This window comes from Streptomyces sp. NPDC054863 (assembly GCF_053610825.1).
In genome coordinates this window covers 13,928-28,979 of sequence record NZ_JBSGZD010000023.1, presented here as the reverse complement: position 1 = coordinate 28,979, position 15,052 = coordinate 13,928, and the positions used below count along the sequence as shown (strand labels likewise).

The following is a 15,052-nucleotide window of genomic DNA, read 5'->3' as shown; positions in this document are numbered from 1 at the left end:
GGTGGTGGCAGGGGGGTCAGGCGGCGAGGATCTCGCCGCCGTCGATGCCGATGACGTTGCCCGTGAGCCACGACGAGTCGGACATCGACAGCAGGACGACCGCCTCGGCGACGTCCTCGGGCTCGGTGAGACGCTGGTGCGGGTTGCGGGTCCGGCACACCTCGGCGTACGCGGCGCTGCCCGGGATCTTCTCCAGGGCCGGCGTGAGCGTGGTGCCCGCGCGCAGTGCGTTGGCGGCGATGCCGCGCGGGGCCAACTCGGCTGCCAGCTGGCGCAGATGGGCTTCCAGTGCCGCCTTGGCCGCGGAGACGGGTCCGTAGCTGTCCAGGACGTGGGTGCTGCCCGCGCTGGTCATTCCGTAGATCTTCGCGCCGCGCCGGAGCAGGCCGGCGGCGAGGAGGTCCTGGGTCCAGTGGACGAGGCTGTTGGCCATGACGTCGAGGGTCATCGCCAACTGCCGGGAGTTGACGGTCTCCTGGTCCTGCGGCCCGTCCGGCGCGGGTGCGAACGGCAGCAGCGTGCCGAACGCCAGGGAGTGCAGCAGGATGCGGATGCCCTTGTCCCCGGCGAGTTCGACGGCCTGGCCGACCACCTCCCTGCGGGTGTTCGCGCTCGCTGCGTTGAGGTTGAAGAAGTGCGCGGACACTCCGGTGTTGCGGAGCTCGTCGGCGAACTTCTCGGCGGCCTCCGCGCCGTCCGCGGTGTCGAAGTGCACACCGATGACGTTGCCGCCGCGTTCCGCGAGAGCCCTGGCGACGGCCCGGCCGAAGCCGCTGGAGACGCCCAGGACGAGCGACCAGGACCCCTGGATTTCTGTGATCATTTATCGGCTCCCGTTCTGCTGGGGGTGGATGGGGGGTACGTGCACGGGGGCGTCCAGCCGGGCGAACGCCACGTTGCCCTCCGCCGCGGCCGTCACGACGATCCGGCCGTGGCCGTCCCGGGCGGCGAGCGCTGCGGCGAGGTGGCGCAGCGGGGTGAGCGCTCCGGCGCCGGCCGGGGAGACGGTGAGGTCGGCGCACCGGGTGCCGAGCCAGGCCGTGACGGCCTCGCCGACGGGCGAGTCGTCGACGATCGCGTCGACGGCCACGTCGGCCCGGGGAGTCCCGTCGCCGTCTTCGGTGAGGGCGCGCCAGGCGTGGTCCAGTGCGCGGCCCGGTCGGGTGCCCGGCGCCAGGAAGGCGTCGCGCACCCGCACCGTGCCGTACGAGGACGCCGGGGGCCGGCCGTCCGCGCGGGCGCAGACGAGGGCGACGGCTCCGGTGTCGCTGCCGTCGGCGCCCGGTTCGCCCGCGGGCAGCGTCTCCTCGGTCGCGCCGACGACGAGCACGTCGGCCCGGTCCGCGGCCAGGGCCCTGCCGCCGGCGCGGAGCGCGTCCAGGGCGGCGGTGCGCGGCGAGTTGACGGTCAGCGTGAAGCCGTTGACCTGGTGCTCCGTGGCCAGCCGGGACGCGAACAGGCTCATCGCGAAGTACGGCGCCGTCAGCGGGGCGATGGCGTCCGCGCCCAGGCCGATGATGGTGCGGTCCTGCTCGTCCAGCAGGGCCATGCCCGCGTTGCCCGTTCCCACGACGACGCCGCGGCGTTCGGCGGGGACCGCGGACAGTGCGCCGTCCGCGTCCGTCAGGGCGTTCGCGGTGGCGGCGAGCAGGTACTGGCAGGCCGGGGGCAGGCGTTTGTAGCCGCGCCCGGGGAGCACGGCGGCCACGTCGAGCCAGCCGGGCCCGGGGGTGCTGGTGACGGCCGGGGACAGTGCTTCGGTGGGTTTGTCGGTGCCGGGCAGGCAGACGCCCACCCCGAGCACGTGGAGTGCGCTCATGCGGCGGCTCCCGGTGCGCCCGACAGGACGAGCGAGACGTTGTTGCCGCCGAACGCGTAGGCGTTGACCAGTACGGCGGGCGCGTTCAGCGGCACGGGAGCGTCCTGCGGCAGCCACACCGCGCAGCGCGGATCCTGCGCGGTGACGGGCGCGTTGGCCGGGAGCCGCCCGTGGTGCAGCATCAGTGCCGCGGTCAGCACGCCGAACGCTCCGGCGACTCCCGCCGTGTGCCCGATCATGGCCTTGAGGCTGAACAGGGGGAGTTCCGCGGCGAGTTCGCCGAACACCTCGTGCAGCGCCTCGCTCTCCACCACGTCGTTGAGCTCGGTGCCCGTGCCGTGCGGCACCACTCCCCCGACGTCGCCGGGTTTCAGGCCCGCGTCGGCCAGTGCCCGGCGCATGCCGCGCACGGCCTGGCTGCCACCGGGGTCGGGGGCGGTGGGGTGGTGGGCGTCGCAGCTGAACGCGGCGGCGGAGAGTTCCGCGTACACCTTCGCCCCGCGCGCCTCGGCGTGCTCGGCGGACTCCAGCACCAGCATCGCCGCGCCGTCGCCGAAGAGAGTGCCCTGCCGTTCGGTGTCGAAGGGCCGGCAGGCCACCGGGTCGGCCGCGCCGATGCGGTTGAAGACGCCCATGCCCACGCGGGTGGGACCCTCCGCGCCGCCGGTGAGGACCAGGTCCGCCTCCCCTGCCCGGATCATGTCGGCGGCGATCGCCGCCGCGTAGCCGCTGGCCGCACAGGCGTTGCCGACGCTGGTGCTGCCGCCGGTGGCGCCGATCGCGGCGGAGACCGCGGCGGAGGTCACCGTCATCGGGGACCACCTCCCGGCGGCCCGGCCGGACGGTGCTTCGGGGTCGCCGGACCGGCTGCTGGGCGCGTCCTGCTCGGCGGACCTGCTCGACGCGTCGTGCTCGGCGGACCGGCTGTTCGACGCGTCGTGTGCGGCGGACCGGCGGGCCTCGTGCCGGCCCGCGTTGCCCATCTCCACGCCCAGTACGACGCAGAGCCGTTCGCGCTGCGCGTCGTCCAGAGCGGCGTCCGACACCGCCTCGTGGGCGGCGGCGATCGCCATCCGGGGGCCCGCGGCGAGCTCCACGTGGGCGTGGTGTTCGGGCCCTTCGGGGACGTCGGCCTCGGGGACCAGGTACATCAGCCGGTTGGCCATACGTGCGTGGGGGTCGGTCACCGGCCGGGGCGCGCCCCCTCCCGAGGCGAGGCCCTGCCAGAAGGCGGGCACGCCCGAGCCCAGGCAGGAGATCGCGCCGAGGCCGGTGACGACCACCCGGCGGCCGGATGCTCCCGGCGCGCTCACGCCGCCTCACCGACTCCGGTCAGTACGAGTGCGGCAGCCGCGTCGTCCGTCTCTCCCCCGCCGCTGGTGGCCAGTACCGGTCCGGGGCGGCCCGCGGCGAGGTGGGCGGCGCCCACCGCGGCCTGGACGACGCCGAGCGCTCCCGAGCAGTGGCCGAGCCGTACGGTGAGGTCCACCGGCGAGTCCGTACCGGCGTCCCCGGCCGCACCGGCGTCCCCGGCCGCACCGGCGCTCCCGGCCGCACCGAGCCACAGTCCGGCCGCGGGTTCGCCCTCCTGCACCGCCTGGGCCACGGCCGTGGCGGAGTCGGCGGCGCGCACGCTGCGGGACAGCGTGGCCAGGGGGCGGGCGCCTCGTGCGGCGGCCCGCTCGGCCGACTCCAGGACCAGTGCCGCCGCACCGTCGAGCACCCCGCGGCCCGAGCCGTCGTCCAGCAGCCTGGCGACGGGCTCGGTGTCCGGCTCGACCCCGATGACGACGACCGTCTCGGCCCTGCCCACGGCGAGCAGGTTGCGCGCCCAGTAGAGCGCGTCGGCCCCGCTCGTCGCCCCGTTGCACACCGTGAGGTTCGGCCCGCGCATCCCGTACCGGATGGCGATCCAGCCGGCGATCACGTTGGAGGAGGTGTGCGGCAGGCCGAGCGGGCTCAGTCCGGTGACGGTGTGCTCGGTGAGGGTGTCGACGAAGTCGCAGACGCTGTCGAGGTTGCCGAAGTTGGTGGAGATCACCACGGCCGTGGTGTCGCCGGGTCCCGTGTACGTCTCGCCGTCGTCGGACAGCAGGCCCGCCCGGCTCAGGGCGGGGCCCACGGCGCGCAGGGCGAGGCGCGATGCCCGGTCCTTGTGCCGCATCTCCCTGCCCTTGAGGCCGGTCGCCGGGTCGAACCCGCCCTCGGGAGCCTCGGGGCCCTCGGGGGCCAGGAGGTCGGCGGCTTCCGTCAGGCCGGGGATGGCGGTGCCCACTCCGGTGATCACGACGGCCTTCGCCGTATCCGCTGTGTGCCGCGCGGTCACGGGCGGTCCCCCTTCTCCAGGACGGCCACGGCGTTGATGCCGCCGAAGCCGAACGCGTTGATCTGTGCGGTGGACAGTCGGGCCGTGGCGGCCCGGTCGCGGACCAGGCGCAGCCCTGCCGCCTCCTCTATCGGGTCGGTCAGGCCCACTACGGGCGGGACGACGCCGTGGCGCAGCGCGAAGGCCGCGGTGACCAGGCTGAGCAGCCCCGATCCTCCGAGGGTGTGTCCCGTCATGGACTTGATGGCGGTGAGCAGGGGGCCGGCGCCCGCGCCCTCGAAGACTCCGGACACGGCGGTCGCCTCGGCGGAGTCGTTGAGCCGGGTGCCGCTGCCGTGCAGCATCACCAGGTCGATCTCCTCGGCCTTGAGTCCTGCCCTGCGGTGCGCGTCCCTGATCGCCCAGGAGATGGTCGTCGGGTCGGGGGCGGTGGGGTGCGCGGCGTCGCAGTTCATGCTGACGCCGCGGACGACGGCGTGAACTCCCTTGCGGGCGGCGCCCTTTCGCTGGACGACGACGGCGACCGAGCCCTCGCCCATCAGCATGCCCGCACGGGCCCGGTCGAAGGGCCGCAGTGCGCGCGGCGTCTCGTTCTGGACCCGGTCGAGCGTCCCGAAGGCGCTCTCCGTGATCGAGTCGGTGCCCGCCACCACCACGGTGTCGGCCAGTCCGAGCTCGATCATGTCGGTGGCCATGCCCAGCGTGTACAGCGTGGCGGCGCAGGCGTTGGCGAAGGTGTAGCTCTGCGCCGTGCCGAACCGGTCCCGCAGCGCGCCGCCGAAGTGCAGGTCCCGCACGGTCAGCGGGGCGCCGTCGCGCCACCAGAGTTCGGCGGAGCGCTGTTCCCTCAGCGTCGTCCCGACGAGGACCGGGATGTCGTCGGTCCCGGCTGCACCGGAGTCCAGACCGGCGTCGGCGAGGGCCTGTTCGACCGCGGTCTCCAGCCAGCGGGTGGCGCGCAGCGGTCGGTCGCCGCCGTCCGGGCCGCGGTCGTCGATCTCGTACGCCTGCTTGGCCCGGTACTTGTCCCCGTCGAACGCGTGCAGGTCGGAGAGGCCGCTGCGGCCCGCGCACAGGGCGTCGTAGACGGCGCGCGGGTCGGCGCCGATGCTCGCGACGGCCCCGAGGCCCGTGATGTCCCAGCTCATCGGGCGGCCCCCGCTTCCTGTCCCGCGGACTCCCGCAACCGGTTGCGGGCGAGCTTTCCCGTGGATGTGGTGGGCAGGACGTCGATGACCTCAACCCTGGCCGGGCGCTTGAAGGCCGCCAGGCGGGTGCGGAGCAGGGCGAGGACCGCCTTGCGGACGACGCTGGGGTCGGCGCCCGGCACGGGGACGGCGTAGGCCACCGCCTGGTCGAGTCCGTTCTCGTCGCTCACGGCCACGACCGCGCACTCCGCCACTTCTCCGGCCTCGCGCACGACCGCCTCGATCTCACCGGGGGCGACCTTGTAGCCGCCCATGTTCAGCAGGTCGTCGGCGCGGCACAGGTACCAGAGCTCGCCCGCCTCGTCGCGGCGGACGACGTCTCCGGTGTAGACGCCCCGGTCGGCGAAGGTGCGGCGGGTGGCCTCGGTCCTGTTGAGGTAGCCGAGCGCCACGGAGGGCCCGGACACGTGCAGCCTGCCCTCGGTTCCCTGCGGGACCGGTCCGCCGTCCTCGTCCCTGACGGTCGCGGTGGCGCCCGGGACCGGAAGACCGGTGGCTCCCGCGGTGATGGCAGCGGGCGGGGTGGCGACGACGAAGTGCAGGGCCTCGGTGGCACCCAGGCCGTTGACCAGCGGCACTTCGAACGTCTCGCGCACCCGGTCGGCGAGCGCGGCGGGGCAGTGTTCGCCCGCCGTCACCGCCAGCCGCAGCGAGGCCGTCGCGTCGGTGCCGTGACCTGCGGCCAGGGCGAGCAGGGCGACGTACATCCTGGGTACGGAGAACAGCACGGTCGGCCGGTGGCGGCGCAGCGCGCTGTACACCGCGTGCGCGTCGACGCCGCCGCGCAGCACCACGGTGCGGGCGCCCACGGCGAGCGGCAGGACGACGGAGTTCCCGAAGCCGTACCCGAAGGACACCTTGGCGGTGGAGAGCACCACGTCGTCGGGTCCGAGACCGAGCAGCGAGCCGACCGACGCGGCGACGGCCTCGATGCCGCTGGCCGCGTGCAGCACTCCCTTGGGAGATCCCGTACTGCCCGAGGTGTACTGGATCAGCGCCGGCTGTCCGGCGGCCCAGTCGGCCTCGTCGGCCGGGGCACCCGGAGCCTGCGCCCGGGGCCCGGCGTCGGCTTCGAAGGCCGTGCGGACCTCGTCGCCCGTGGTGTGCGGCAGCCGGTCGACGTCCGCGCCCAGCTCCCGCCGGGCGGCGTTCGGCAGGTCGAAGTGTGCGAACCCGGCCTCGCAGTCCGCGGCCATGAAGCGCAGTTCGGCGTCGGACAGGGCGGGGCTGACCGGCACGGGCACACAGCCGTGCCACCACAGGCCCAGGATCGCCGCGGTGGTCGCCACCGAGTCGTCGGCCACCACCAGCGCCCGGGTGCCCGCGGGCACCCCGCGCTCGCGCAGGGCCTGTGCGTAGTCGGTCACGGCGTCGTGGAGGCGCGCGTAGGTCACCTCGCCGACGTCGGGGTCCACGTGGCTGACGCGGTCACCCGCACCTGCCGAGACGTGCTTGCCCACCAGTAGTTCCACCAGTTTCATCGCGGACCTTTCCTTCGGGACGTCACTTCCAGGGCGACGGCGTTGCCGCTGCCGAGGGCCAGCGCGAGGACGCGCGGACCCGGTTGTTCCAGAGGGCCGGGGGGTGGCGCCAGGGGGCCGGGGGCGGTCGTCAGGGCGACCGCGGTGACCAGTGCGGCAATGCCTCCGGCGGCGCCCAGGTCACCGAGGTGCTCCTCGATCCGCAGCAGTGGTGCGGCGCACAGCAGGGCCAGGGCTCCCGCGGCGCGGGTGTCCGTCGCGGGCGCGGACAGGACCAGGTGGTCCGGCGGCCCGTCGAGGCGTTCCAGGCAGGAGCGGACGAAGGCGTCGAGGCCTCGGTGGTCCGTACGGCCCCTGAGGACCGGGCGGACGGTCGCGCCCCCGTCGTCCGGGGCGTATCGCTGGAGCACCGCGCACAGTGCGCCGTCGGCCGGGTCGCCGCCGGGGCCGGAGCGCCATGCGGACGTGTCCGCCGAGCCTCCGACCACGACGCGCTCGCACCGGCCCTGCGTCAGCAGTCGTACGGCTTCGGTGACGGCGTGCGCGCCGGCGTCCTGCTCCCCGGTCAGGTTCAGGTACGGCCCGACGAGGCCGAGGCCTACGGACACCGCCGTCACGGGCGCGGTGAACGCGGAGTGCGCCGATCGCCTCGGGGAGACCCGGTCCGGCCCGAACTCCGGGATGTCGGCGCAGGTCTGCGCGTAGGCGGTGAGTCCGGCGGTGGACGAGGCCCACACGGTGGCGGTGGCGGCGCCCGGCTCCCCTGGCACGTTTCTCGTGGACGCGGCTGTCACGGCGTCGGTCGCGGCGGCGAGCGCGTGGTCGTGCTCCGGCGCCTCGTGCGCGAAGCGGCGGAGGCCGGACGGGGCGTGCAGATCCGACAGGCGCGTGGCTCCGGGCAGCCGGACACCGATCCCGGCGACGGCCACCGCCAACTGCCGCGCGGGGACGGGCCGGACGGGGCCACGCGGGGCGGTACTGCGCCGGACGGTGCCGCGCCGGACGGTGCGTACGCTCTCAGACCCCATGGTCGCCTCCGGCCGCGCCGAGCAGGAGTGCGGACACTCCGCCGCCCAGCCCGAAGGCGAGGCTGAGCACGGTGGCGACGGGGGCCCGGCGCCCCTGCGGCGGCACCAGGTCCAGGTCGGCGCAGGCCGGGTCGGGCCTGCGGAGGGTGGCGTTGCCCGGGAGGTGCCCCGCGGACAGCGCGTGCACCGCCACCACCGCTTCGAGCACGCCCGCCGCGCCCTGGGTGTGGCCGAGCACCCCCTTGAGCGAGGACACGACGGGCCTGCGCCGTCCGGGCCCGCCGAGGGCGGAGGCGATCGCCCTCGCCTCGACGCCGTCGCTCGCCGGGGTGCCCGTGCCGTGCGCGCACACCCAGTCGATCTCCTCGGGCGCCCGGCCCGCGTCCCGCAGACAGGTGCCGATCGCCGCGACGAGGGCGTCGCCGGTCGGCCGCGGCCGGGTGAGGTGGTGCGCGTCGGCTGCCGCACCGTGCGCCAGGAGGACGGCCAGCGGCCGGCCGCCGCGTGCGGCGCAGTGCTCGGCGCTCTCCAGGACCAGGACGGCGGCGCCCTCCGCGGGCTGCATGCCGAGCCGGTCGCCGTCGAAGGGCCGGGCGACGTCGGGGGCGAGGGCCCGCAGCGTGGTGAACATGGCGAACACCTCCTGGGAGAGCTCCTCGGCCCCTCCGCAGATCGCGACGTCCACCTCCCCCTCGAAGATCGCGGCGGCGCCGCACGCCACGGCGTCGCCACCGACGGAACAGCCAGAGGCCAGCAGCACCACGGGCCCGTCCACGGGAACGACCCCGGGCACCAGGTCGAGCAGCCGTTCCGGTTCGGCCCATTCGGAGCCCTCGGCCGTCAGTCCGGCGGGGGTGATGCCGTGGTCCAGGACCGGCCTGGTGCCCATGACCGTCCCGGCGAAGACACCGGTGCGGGTAGCGCCTGCGGTACGTGCGCGGCCCCGGCTGCTGCCTCCGCTCCCGGTGAGTCCGGCGCCCCGTACCGCTTCCGCCGCTGCGGCGGCCAGGCAGCGCGCGGCGAGCGAACGGTGCGGCGGCACGATGGAGTCGAGCCGGGACAGCGTGGACCGGGGGATCTCCCCGGCGCGGTGCGAGGGATGGCGGGAGGTGTCGAAACGGGTGACGGGTCCCGTCGTCACCCGGCCCCCGCGTACGGCGTCCCACAGCGCCCGGTGACCGAGTCCGGCGGGCGACACCGCGCCGAGCCCCGTCACCACGATGCCGGCGCGCCCCGGAGGGCACTCGACGGCAGTCGTCATCGGTCCACCTTCCCCTTGGCACGCAGCAGCGCCAGCACGGCCGATGCCGACGTCATGCCGGACGCCTCGTCGGGGCTTACCGGGACATCGAATTCCCGCTCCACCCGGACGGCTATTTCGACCTTCTCCAGGGAGTCCGCCGCCAGTTCGTCGTAGAAACTCGCATCCGGTTCCACGCTTTCGACGTCGATCTCCAGGACTTCCGCGACGATGGCACGCACCCGGTCGAGAGCGGAAATGTTCTGCACCTCGGACATTGACCGTGCCTCAATTCCAGTTCGCGACGGCGGAAATTGCCTGTTCCGCGTTCAGCCGGGGATCGCACAATGTCGTGGAGAGACCGTCGCAGCCGGTCAGTTCCGACGCGTCGGCGACGCATTCGGCAACCCTGTCGGGAGTGGTCTCCAGATGAAGTCCGCCCGGATGCACGCCGATTTCCCGCAGGGCTGCCTGGAATTCACCGATCTCCTGGGTGACGGAGCTGAGCAGCCGCGTCTTGCGGCCGTTCTCGGCCCGTACTGTGTTGCCGTGCATCGGGTCGCACAGCCAGACCACCGGGTGCCCCGCCTCCCGCACCCGTTCCGCCAGCGCGGGCAGCCGGCGGGCCGCCTCTCCGGCCCCCATCCGCGAGATGAGCGTCAGCCGCCCCGGCCTGCGGGCCGGGTCCAGGAGCTCGCACAGCCGCAGGAGTTCCTCCTCCGTCATGCTGGGGCCGACCTTGCAGGCGACCGGGTTGGAGACCGCGGCCAGCATGCGTACGTGCGAACCGTCGAGCTGGCGGGTGCGGTCGCCGATCCACGGCCAGTGCGTGGAGGTCAGCAGCATGTCGCCCTCGGAGCCGCGGCGCAGTTGCGGCAGCTCGTAGTCCATGACCAGGGCCTCGTGGCTGGTCCACACCGGCACCCTGGTGATCTCCTGCTGCTTGCGCAGGTACGTCATGGCGGTGGTCGCGGCCTCGTGGCAGGCGAGCATCCGCAGCGGATCGGGCCTGCGGTCCTCCTCGGTCTCCTTGGGGCCGTTGACCAGATGGCCCCGGTAGACCGGGAGTTCCACGCCGTCGACGACCTCGGTCGGGCGGGAGCGGGGCTTGGCGAACTGGCCGGCGAAGCGGCCCACCCGCAGCACCGGCAGTCCGGAACCGATCTGCATCACCCCGGCGAGAGCGTCCAACAGGCCGGTCTTCCTGCCCAGGTGGACGGGCGTGCACTCGGCCGGGTCCTCGGCACAGTCGCCCGCCTGGACGACCTGTCGGCGGCCTGCCGCGACGTCGGCGAGGGCCGAGCGCAGCGCCTGGATCTCGTCGGCGTCCACGAGTTCCGGCAGGTGGGCGAGGTCCCTCCTGATGCCGGTGACCAGCCAGTCGTCGGTCCAGGCGGGCTGCTGACGGGACGGCAGCAACCGCCAGGACCGCATCTCGTCCTCGGTGAGTGCGGAATGGGATTCGGTGAGTCCGGCCCAGTTGATGGCGACGTTCATGAAGGTTCGATCCCCGTATCCCCTGTCGGCTGCCCCGGAAGGGGCGCAAGTGAATGAGGCGAAGTGCATGAGGCGAGTGCATGAGGCGAAAGCGAATGAAGCTCGAAGGTGAATCTCAAATGTCCGGCGGGTTACCGCAGGACGACGACCTGCACAGCCTTCTGCTACGGCTGGATATCCGGCGGGAACGGCCGGGTTCGGCGCGGTTCTGCACGGTTCGGCGCGGCCTGTCGATTTCGACTCTAGCTGCGGGGAAGCCCCTGAGGACTACCCGTGTGAGTAGCCGGGAGCGGTTGACACGCTACTCGTTGACCGCAGACCGCGGCGCATGTGAGTAGTGGCCCGCGGACCCGCCCGACTGCCAGACTGATCGGGAAGCAGGAGAGAAGCAGGAGAAGCGAGAAAAAGGAAAAGCAGGACAAGGGGTGGCGGTCGTGACCGGTACCGTGCGAATTTCTGGGGAGTTCTCGTGAATGAGATGAATACGGCACGTCTGCGCGCCCTCTTGAGTCCCGGCGCACCGCCGTTCGCACTGCTCCACCGACCGCATTCGGCGGGTCATGACGACGTCGAACTGTTGCTGGGGGACGTCACGGAGGTCGCGAGTCTCGGCGATCTGCCGCTGCCCCAGGGACCGCCGGGGCAGGGCGGCGAAGACCGCCACGACCTGGTGGTGCTGGTTCCGTACCGTCAGATAGCGGAGCGCGGTTACGCGCACCAGGACGACGGCACCCCGCTGCTCGCCATGACGGTGGCCGAGCAGACCAGGCTGAGTGTCGAGGAGACCCTGGCCACCGTCCCCGACCGGCCCTTCGAGCTGGCCGGCTCCGGCTTCGACACCGACGACGCCGAGTACGAGACCATCGTCCGCAAGATCATGAGCGAGGAGATCGGCCGCGGCGAGGGCGCGAACTTCGTGATCAAGCGCTCCTTCGTCGCCACGGTCCAGGGTCCGCCCACCGAGGCCGCGTTGACGGTGTTCCGCCGTCTGCTGGCCGGTGAGGCCGGTGCGTACTGGACGTTTCTCGTGCACACGGGGACGCGCACCCTGGTGGGCGCCACCCCCGAGCGGCACGTGGCGCTGAACGACGGCACCGTCACCATGACCCCGATCAGCGGCACCTACCGCTATCCCGCCGCCGGCCCGACCGTCCCCGGGACGCTCCGCTTCCTCGCGGACCCCAAGGAGACCGACGAGCTGTACATGGTGGTCGACGAAGAGCTGAAGATGATGGCCCGCATCTGCGAGCCGGGGGTACGGGCGGAGGGGCCGTACCTGCGGGAGATGACGCGCCTCGCGCACACCGAGTACCACCTCAGTGGGCGCACCACCCGCGAGGTCGGCGACATCCTGCGCGAGACGATGTTCGTGCCCACCGTCACGGGCAGCCCGCTGGAGAACGCCTGCCGGGTCATCCACCGGTACGAGACCGACGGCCGCGGCTACTACAGCGGGGTGCTCGCCGTGATCGGCCGGGACGCGGCCGGTGCGAGGCGGATGGACTCCGCGGTGCTCATCCGCTGTGCCGACATCGACGCACGCTCCCGGCTGCGGATCGGCGTCGGCGCGACGCTGGTCCGCCACTCCGACCCCGGCTCCGAGGTCGCCGAGACCCGCGCCAAGGCGGCGGCGGTGCTCCAGGCCCTGCACGGCGGCGGCCGGCAGGGGGCGGCCGGGGGGCCCGTACTCACCGCGGACCCCGCAGTGCTCGACTCCCTGGCGGACCGCAACCGCTCCCTCGCCAGGTTCTGGCTGGACCCGCTCGACGAGGAGACCCACCGCGCCCACCGGCAGGTACTGGCCGACCGGCGGGTCCTGCTGATCGACGGCGAGGACACCTTCACCGCGATGCTCGCCCACCAACTCCTCGCCCTGGGCCTGCATGTCACCGTCCGGCGCTTCGACGAGGCGTACGAACCCGCCGACCACGACCTCGTGATCGTGGGGCCCGGCCCCGGCGACCCGCGCGAGCAGGACCACCCGAAGATCGCCGCCCTGCGCCGCACGGTCCGCGAACTCCTCGCAGCGCGACGGCCGTTGCTGGCGGTCTGCCTGGGGCACCAGGTGCTCTGCGCGGAACTCGGGCTCGGCCTGATCCGCAAGAACCCGCCCCACCAGGGGGTTCAGCGGCGGATCGACCTGTTCGGCAGCCCGGCCACGCTCGGCTTCTACAACACCTACGCGGCGCTCTCCCCCGCCGACCGCTTCAGCGGCCCGCAGGTCCCCGGGGGCGTCGACGTCAGCCGGGACCCGGACAGCGGCGAGGTCCACGCGCTGCGCGGCGAGTGGCTGCGGTCGTCGCAGTTCCACCCGGAGTCGCTCCTGTCCGAGGACGGGCTGCGCGTCCTCGCCGACGACCTGGCGGCGCTGCTGCCCGCACCCGCCCGCGCCGCGGGCTGACCGGGGCGGTTCGGCGCCCGTCCCCTGCCGCGCGGGCGGACGCGTGACACGGCTCCCCCGCCGCGCGGGCGGACGCCTGACAGGGCTCCCCCGGCGGCGCTGAGCGGCCCGCGCCGGTCCCACACCGACGACGGGCGCGCACCCCTGCCCCTAGGCGCACCACCACCCGGCACACACCACCGCTCCGGCGCACACCGCCACCCGGCACACCACCGCTCCGGCCCTCACCACCGCCCGGCACACCACCGCTCCGGCCCGCTCCGCGAGGGGCCGCACCCCTCGCTCCCGTGTCACCCCACCCGACCGAAAGCGCAACTGATGTCACGCACCCACAGCCGTCCGGCCACGACGGAGTCCGGCGGACGCGGACTCGTTCTCGCCCTGGGCCTCTCGGCCATGATCGTGTCGATGATGCAGACCCTGGTCGTCCCGATCCTGACCGTGGTCCAGCAGGATCTGTCGCTGTCCCCGTCGAGCACGAGCTGGCTGGCCACCTCGACCTTGCTGTCCGCCGCCGTCTTCACGCCGCTGCTCGGCCGCCTGGGCGACATGCGCGGCAAGCGGCCCGTGCTCCTGTGCGTCCTCGGGGTGACCGTCGTCGGGTCCGCGCTGGCGGCGACCACCAGCTCGCTGCCGTTGCTGCTCCTCGCCCGCGCGATGCAGGGGGCTTCGACGGCGATCTTCCCGCTCGCCCTGTCGGTGCTGCGCGACGAGCTGCCCGCGCGACGGCTTCCGGGGGCGATGGGGCTGGTCAGCGGGACCCTGGCATTCGGCAGCGGCCTCGCGCTGGTCGGTGCGGGACTGCTCACCCAGGGCGCGCACCCGGACTACCACCGGGTGTTCTGGCTGGCGACCGCGCTGTCCCTGGTCGCGCTGGCCACCGTGGCGATCGCCGTCCCCCCGTCGCCGTCCTCCACCGGCGGCCGTACGGACTGGCTCGGAGTGACCACGCTCGCCGGAGCGCTCGTCCTGCTCCTGCTGCCCATCTCGCAGGGCGGCACCTGGGGTTGGACATCGGCGCGCTGCCTGGGGCTGCTGGCAGCCGCGGCGGTCCTGACCGCCGTGTGGGTGCTCGTCGAACGCCGGGTGCGCCAACCCCTCGTGGACATGAGGATGTTCGTCCTGCGGCCGGTGGTGTTCACCAACCTCGCCGGAGTCCTGCTGGGGTTCGGCATGTTCACCCAGTTCATCGGCATCTCGTACCTGGTCCAGACGCCGCACCGGATCGCCGGGTACGGCTTCTCCGCCTCGGTGCTGGACGCCGCCGTGGTCTATCTGCTGCCCGGCACCGTGGCGTCGTTGATCGCCGCGCAGTTCGGCGGTGTGCTGGTGCGGCGGATCGGCGCCCGCGTCACCCTGGCCGCCGGGGCCGCCTCGGGGGTACTGGGCTTCGGCTGGCTGGCCGTCGGCCACGGCAGCCCCGGGGGCATCGTGGCGGCGGGGCTGCTCACCGGCATCGCGGTCAGCTTCGGCTTCGCGACCCTGCCCGCGTTCATCGTGGCGGGCGTTCCCGCCCATCAGAGCGGCATCGCGAACGGCATCAACTCGATCGCCAGGTCCCTGGGAAGTTCGCTGGGCAGCGCCGTGATCACCGCGCTGCTGAGCGCCCGCCTGCTGCCCGGTCTTCCTGCCGGTGCGCCCGCGGTGCCGGCCGAGAGCCAGTACACGCTCTCCTTCGCGCTCGGCGCCGCCGCCTTCGCACTGGTCGTCCTCATCGCTCTGACCGGTCTGCGGACCAAGGCCGTCCCGCACCACAAGGTGGTACGCCCCGCAGGCGCGGGCAGCCAGGACGCCGAACCCGAAACGGCCCCGCCCGTCAGTCAGTTGCGGGTACGCCCCCGGCGCCCGAACACGAAGTAGAGGCCCAGCAGCACGGCGCCCACCACGGCGACGACGGCCTGAGCCGTACCGTTGGCCAGCGCGCCGACCAGGATGACGACGATGGCGTAGAGGACGGGAAGGGTCATGTTCCGGTTCTTGGCCGCGGTCTTCGGTCTCTGGCTCATGGCGGGTCCTCTGCTCACTCGTCGGTACGCCGCCGGCGGGGCAAGT

The 15,052-nt window shown here is 73.6% G+C and carries 13 protein-coding genes; 2 read left to right on the top strand and 11 right to left on the bottom strand.

Annotation, left to right across the window (positions count from 1 at the left end):
- Window positions 1–16 precede the first annotated feature (16 nt).
- The 10 genes from ACWGIG_RS07355 to ACWGIG_RS07310 are packed head-to-tail and all read right to left on the bottom strand — an operon-like array spanning window position 17 to window position 10,599.
- Window positions 17–823, bottom strand: coding sequence for an SDR family oxidoreductase (locus ACWGIG_RS07355; RefSeq protein WP_453320559.1), 807 nt, complete (start codon window positions 821–823; stop codon window positions 17–19).
- On the bottom strand, window positions 824–1,819 hold the full coding sequence (locus tag ACWGIG_RS07350) for a beta-ketoacyl synthase N-terminal-like domain-containing protein (protein WP_453320558.1): 996 nt from the start codon (window positions 1,817–1,819) through the stop codon (window positions 824–826). It abuts the gene before it with no gap.
- Window positions 1,816–3,132: a beta-ketoacyl-[acyl-carrier-protein] synthase family protein gene (locus ACWGIG_RS07345; RefSeq protein ID WP_453320557.1), complete on the bottom strand. Its 1,317-nt coding sequence runs from the start codon at window positions 3,130–3,132 to the stop codon at window positions 1,816–1,818. Before ACWGIG_RS07345 ends, ACWGIG_RS07350 begins: the two co-directional genes overlap by 4 nt.
- Window positions 3,129–4,145: a beta-ketoacyl synthase N-terminal-like domain-containing protein gene (locus ACWGIG_RS07340; protein ID WP_453320556.1), complete on the bottom strand. Its 1,017-nt coding sequence runs from the start codon at window positions 4,143–4,145 to the stop codon at window positions 3,129–3,131. Before ACWGIG_RS07340 ends, ACWGIG_RS07345 begins: the two co-directional genes overlap by 4 nt.
- Complete coding sequence (locus ACWGIG_RS07335) at window positions 4,142–5,293, bottom strand: beta-ketoacyl-[acyl-carrier-protein] synthase family protein (protein WP_453320555.1); 1,152 nt, start codon at window positions 5,291–5,293, stop codon at window positions 4,142–4,144. The genes ACWGIG_RS07340 and ACWGIG_RS07335 overlap by 4 nt, the downstream gene beginning before the upstream one ends.
- Complete coding sequence (locus tag ACWGIG_RS07330) at window positions 5,290–6,834, bottom strand: AMP-binding protein (protein WP_453320554.1); 1,545 nt, start codon at window positions 6,832–6,834, stop codon at window positions 5,290–5,292. The genes ACWGIG_RS07335 and ACWGIG_RS07330 overlap by 4 nt, the downstream gene beginning before the upstream one ends.
- Window positions 6,831–7,862 (bottom strand): hypothetical protein, encoded by a 1,032-nt coding sequence (locus ACWGIG_RS07325; RefSeq protein ID WP_453320553.1) that lies wholly within the window; start codon window positions 7,860–7,862, stop codon window positions 6,831–6,833. Before ACWGIG_RS07325 ends, ACWGIG_RS07330 begins: the two co-directional genes overlap by 4 nt.
- Window positions 7,852–9,123 carry a beta-ketoacyl-[acyl-carrier-protein] synthase family protein gene (locus tag ACWGIG_RS07320; RefSeq protein ID WP_453320552.1) on the bottom strand — a complete coding sequence of 424 codons (1,272 nt, stop codon included), beginning with the start codon at window positions 9,121–9,123 and terminating at the stop codon, window positions 7,852–7,854. The genes ACWGIG_RS07325 and ACWGIG_RS07320 overlap by 11 nt, the downstream gene beginning before the upstream one ends.
- A complete protein-coding gene (locus ACWGIG_RS07315; protein ID WP_453320551.1) occupies window positions 9,120–9,380 on the bottom strand; it encodes an acyl carrier protein in 261 nt (86 codons plus the stop codon). The genes ACWGIG_RS07320 and ACWGIG_RS07315 overlap by 4 nt, the downstream gene beginning before the upstream one ends.
- Window positions 9,381–9,390: 10 nt before the next feature.
- Complete coding sequence (locus ACWGIG_RS07310) at window positions 9,391–10,599, bottom strand: 3-deoxy-7-phosphoheptulonate synthase (protein ID WP_453320550.1); 1,209 nt, start codon at window positions 10,597–10,599, stop codon at window positions 9,391–9,393.
- Window positions 10,600–11,077: 478 nt separating this feature from the next.
- On the opposite strand from ACWGIG_RS07310, the gene ACWGIG_RS07305 reads away from it, so the two are divergent.
- On the top strand, window positions 11,078–13,000 hold the full coding sequence (locus ACWGIG_RS07305) for an anthranilate synthase family protein (RefSeq protein ID WP_453320583.1): 1,923 nt from the start codon (window positions 11,078–11,080) through the stop codon (window positions 12,998–13,000).
- Window positions 13,001–13,318: 318 nt separating this feature from the next.
- The gene (locus tag ACWGIG_RS07300) at window positions 13,319–14,860 is read left to right on the top strand and encodes an MFS transporter (protein ID WP_453320549.1); all 1,542 of its coding nucleotides are present in this window, start codon (window positions 13,319–13,321) and stop codon (window positions 14,858–14,860) included.
- Here the strand turns inward: ACWGIG_RS07300 and ACWGIG_RS07295 are convergent.
- Complete coding sequence (locus tag ACWGIG_RS07295) at window positions 14,821–15,006, bottom strand: hypothetical protein (RefSeq protein ID WP_453320548.1); 186 nt, start codon at window positions 15,004–15,006, stop codon at window positions 14,821–14,823. The genes ACWGIG_RS07300 and ACWGIG_RS07295 overlap by 40 nt on opposite strands.
- Window positions 15,007–15,052 lie beyond the last annotated feature (46 nt).

What these genes read in the sequence shown, in the direction of transcription:
- ACWGIG_RS07355 (WP_453320559.1), bottom strand. Translation starts at nt 823, where the DNA reads ATGATCACAGAAATCCAGGGGTCCTGGTCGCTCGTCCTGGGCGTCTCC.
- ACWGIG_RS07350 (WP_453320558.1), bottom strand. Translation starts at nt 1,819, where the DNA reads ATGAGCGCACTCCACGTGCTCGGGGTGGGCGTCTGCCTGCCCGGCACC.
- ACWGIG_RS07335 (WP_453320555.1), bottom strand. Translation starts at nt 5,293, where the DNA reads ATGAGCTGGGACATCACGGGCCTCGGGGCCGTCGCGAGCATCGGCGCC.
- ACWGIG_RS07330 (WP_453320554.1), bottom strand. Translation starts at nt 6,834, where the DNA reads ATGAAACTGGTGGAACTACTGGTGGGCAAGCACGTCTCGGCAGGTGCG.
- ACWGIG_RS07325 (WP_453320553.1), bottom strand. Translation starts at nt 7,862, where the DNA reads ATGGGGTCTGAGAGCGTACGCACCGTCCGGCGCGGCACCGTCCGGCGC.
- ACWGIG_RS07320 (WP_453320552.1), bottom strand. Translation starts at nt 9,123, where the DNA reads ATGACGACTGCCGTCGAGTGCCCTCCGGGGCGCGCCGGCATCGTGGTG.
- ACWGIG_RS07315 (WP_453320551.1), bottom strand. Translation starts at nt 9,380, where the DNA reads ATGTCCGAGGTGCAGAACATTTCCGCTCTCGACCGGGTGCGTGCCATC.
- ACWGIG_RS07310 (WP_453320550.1), bottom strand. Translation starts at nt 10,599, where the DNA reads ATGAACGTCGCCATCAACTGGGCCGGACTCACCGAATCCCATTCCGCA.
- ACWGIG_RS07305 (WP_453320583.1), top strand. Translation starts at nt 11,078, where the DNA reads ATGAATACGGCACGTCTGCGCGCCCTCTTGAGTCCCGGCGCACCGCCG.
- ACWGIG_RS07300 (WP_453320549.1), top strand. Translation starts at nt 13,319, where the DNA reads ATGTCACGCACCCACAGCCGTCCGGCCACGACGGAGTCCGGCGGACGC.
- ACWGIG_RS07295 (WP_453320548.1), bottom strand. Translation starts at nt 15,006, where the DNA reads ATGAGCCAGAGACCGAAGACCGCGGCCAAGAACCGGAACATGACCCTT.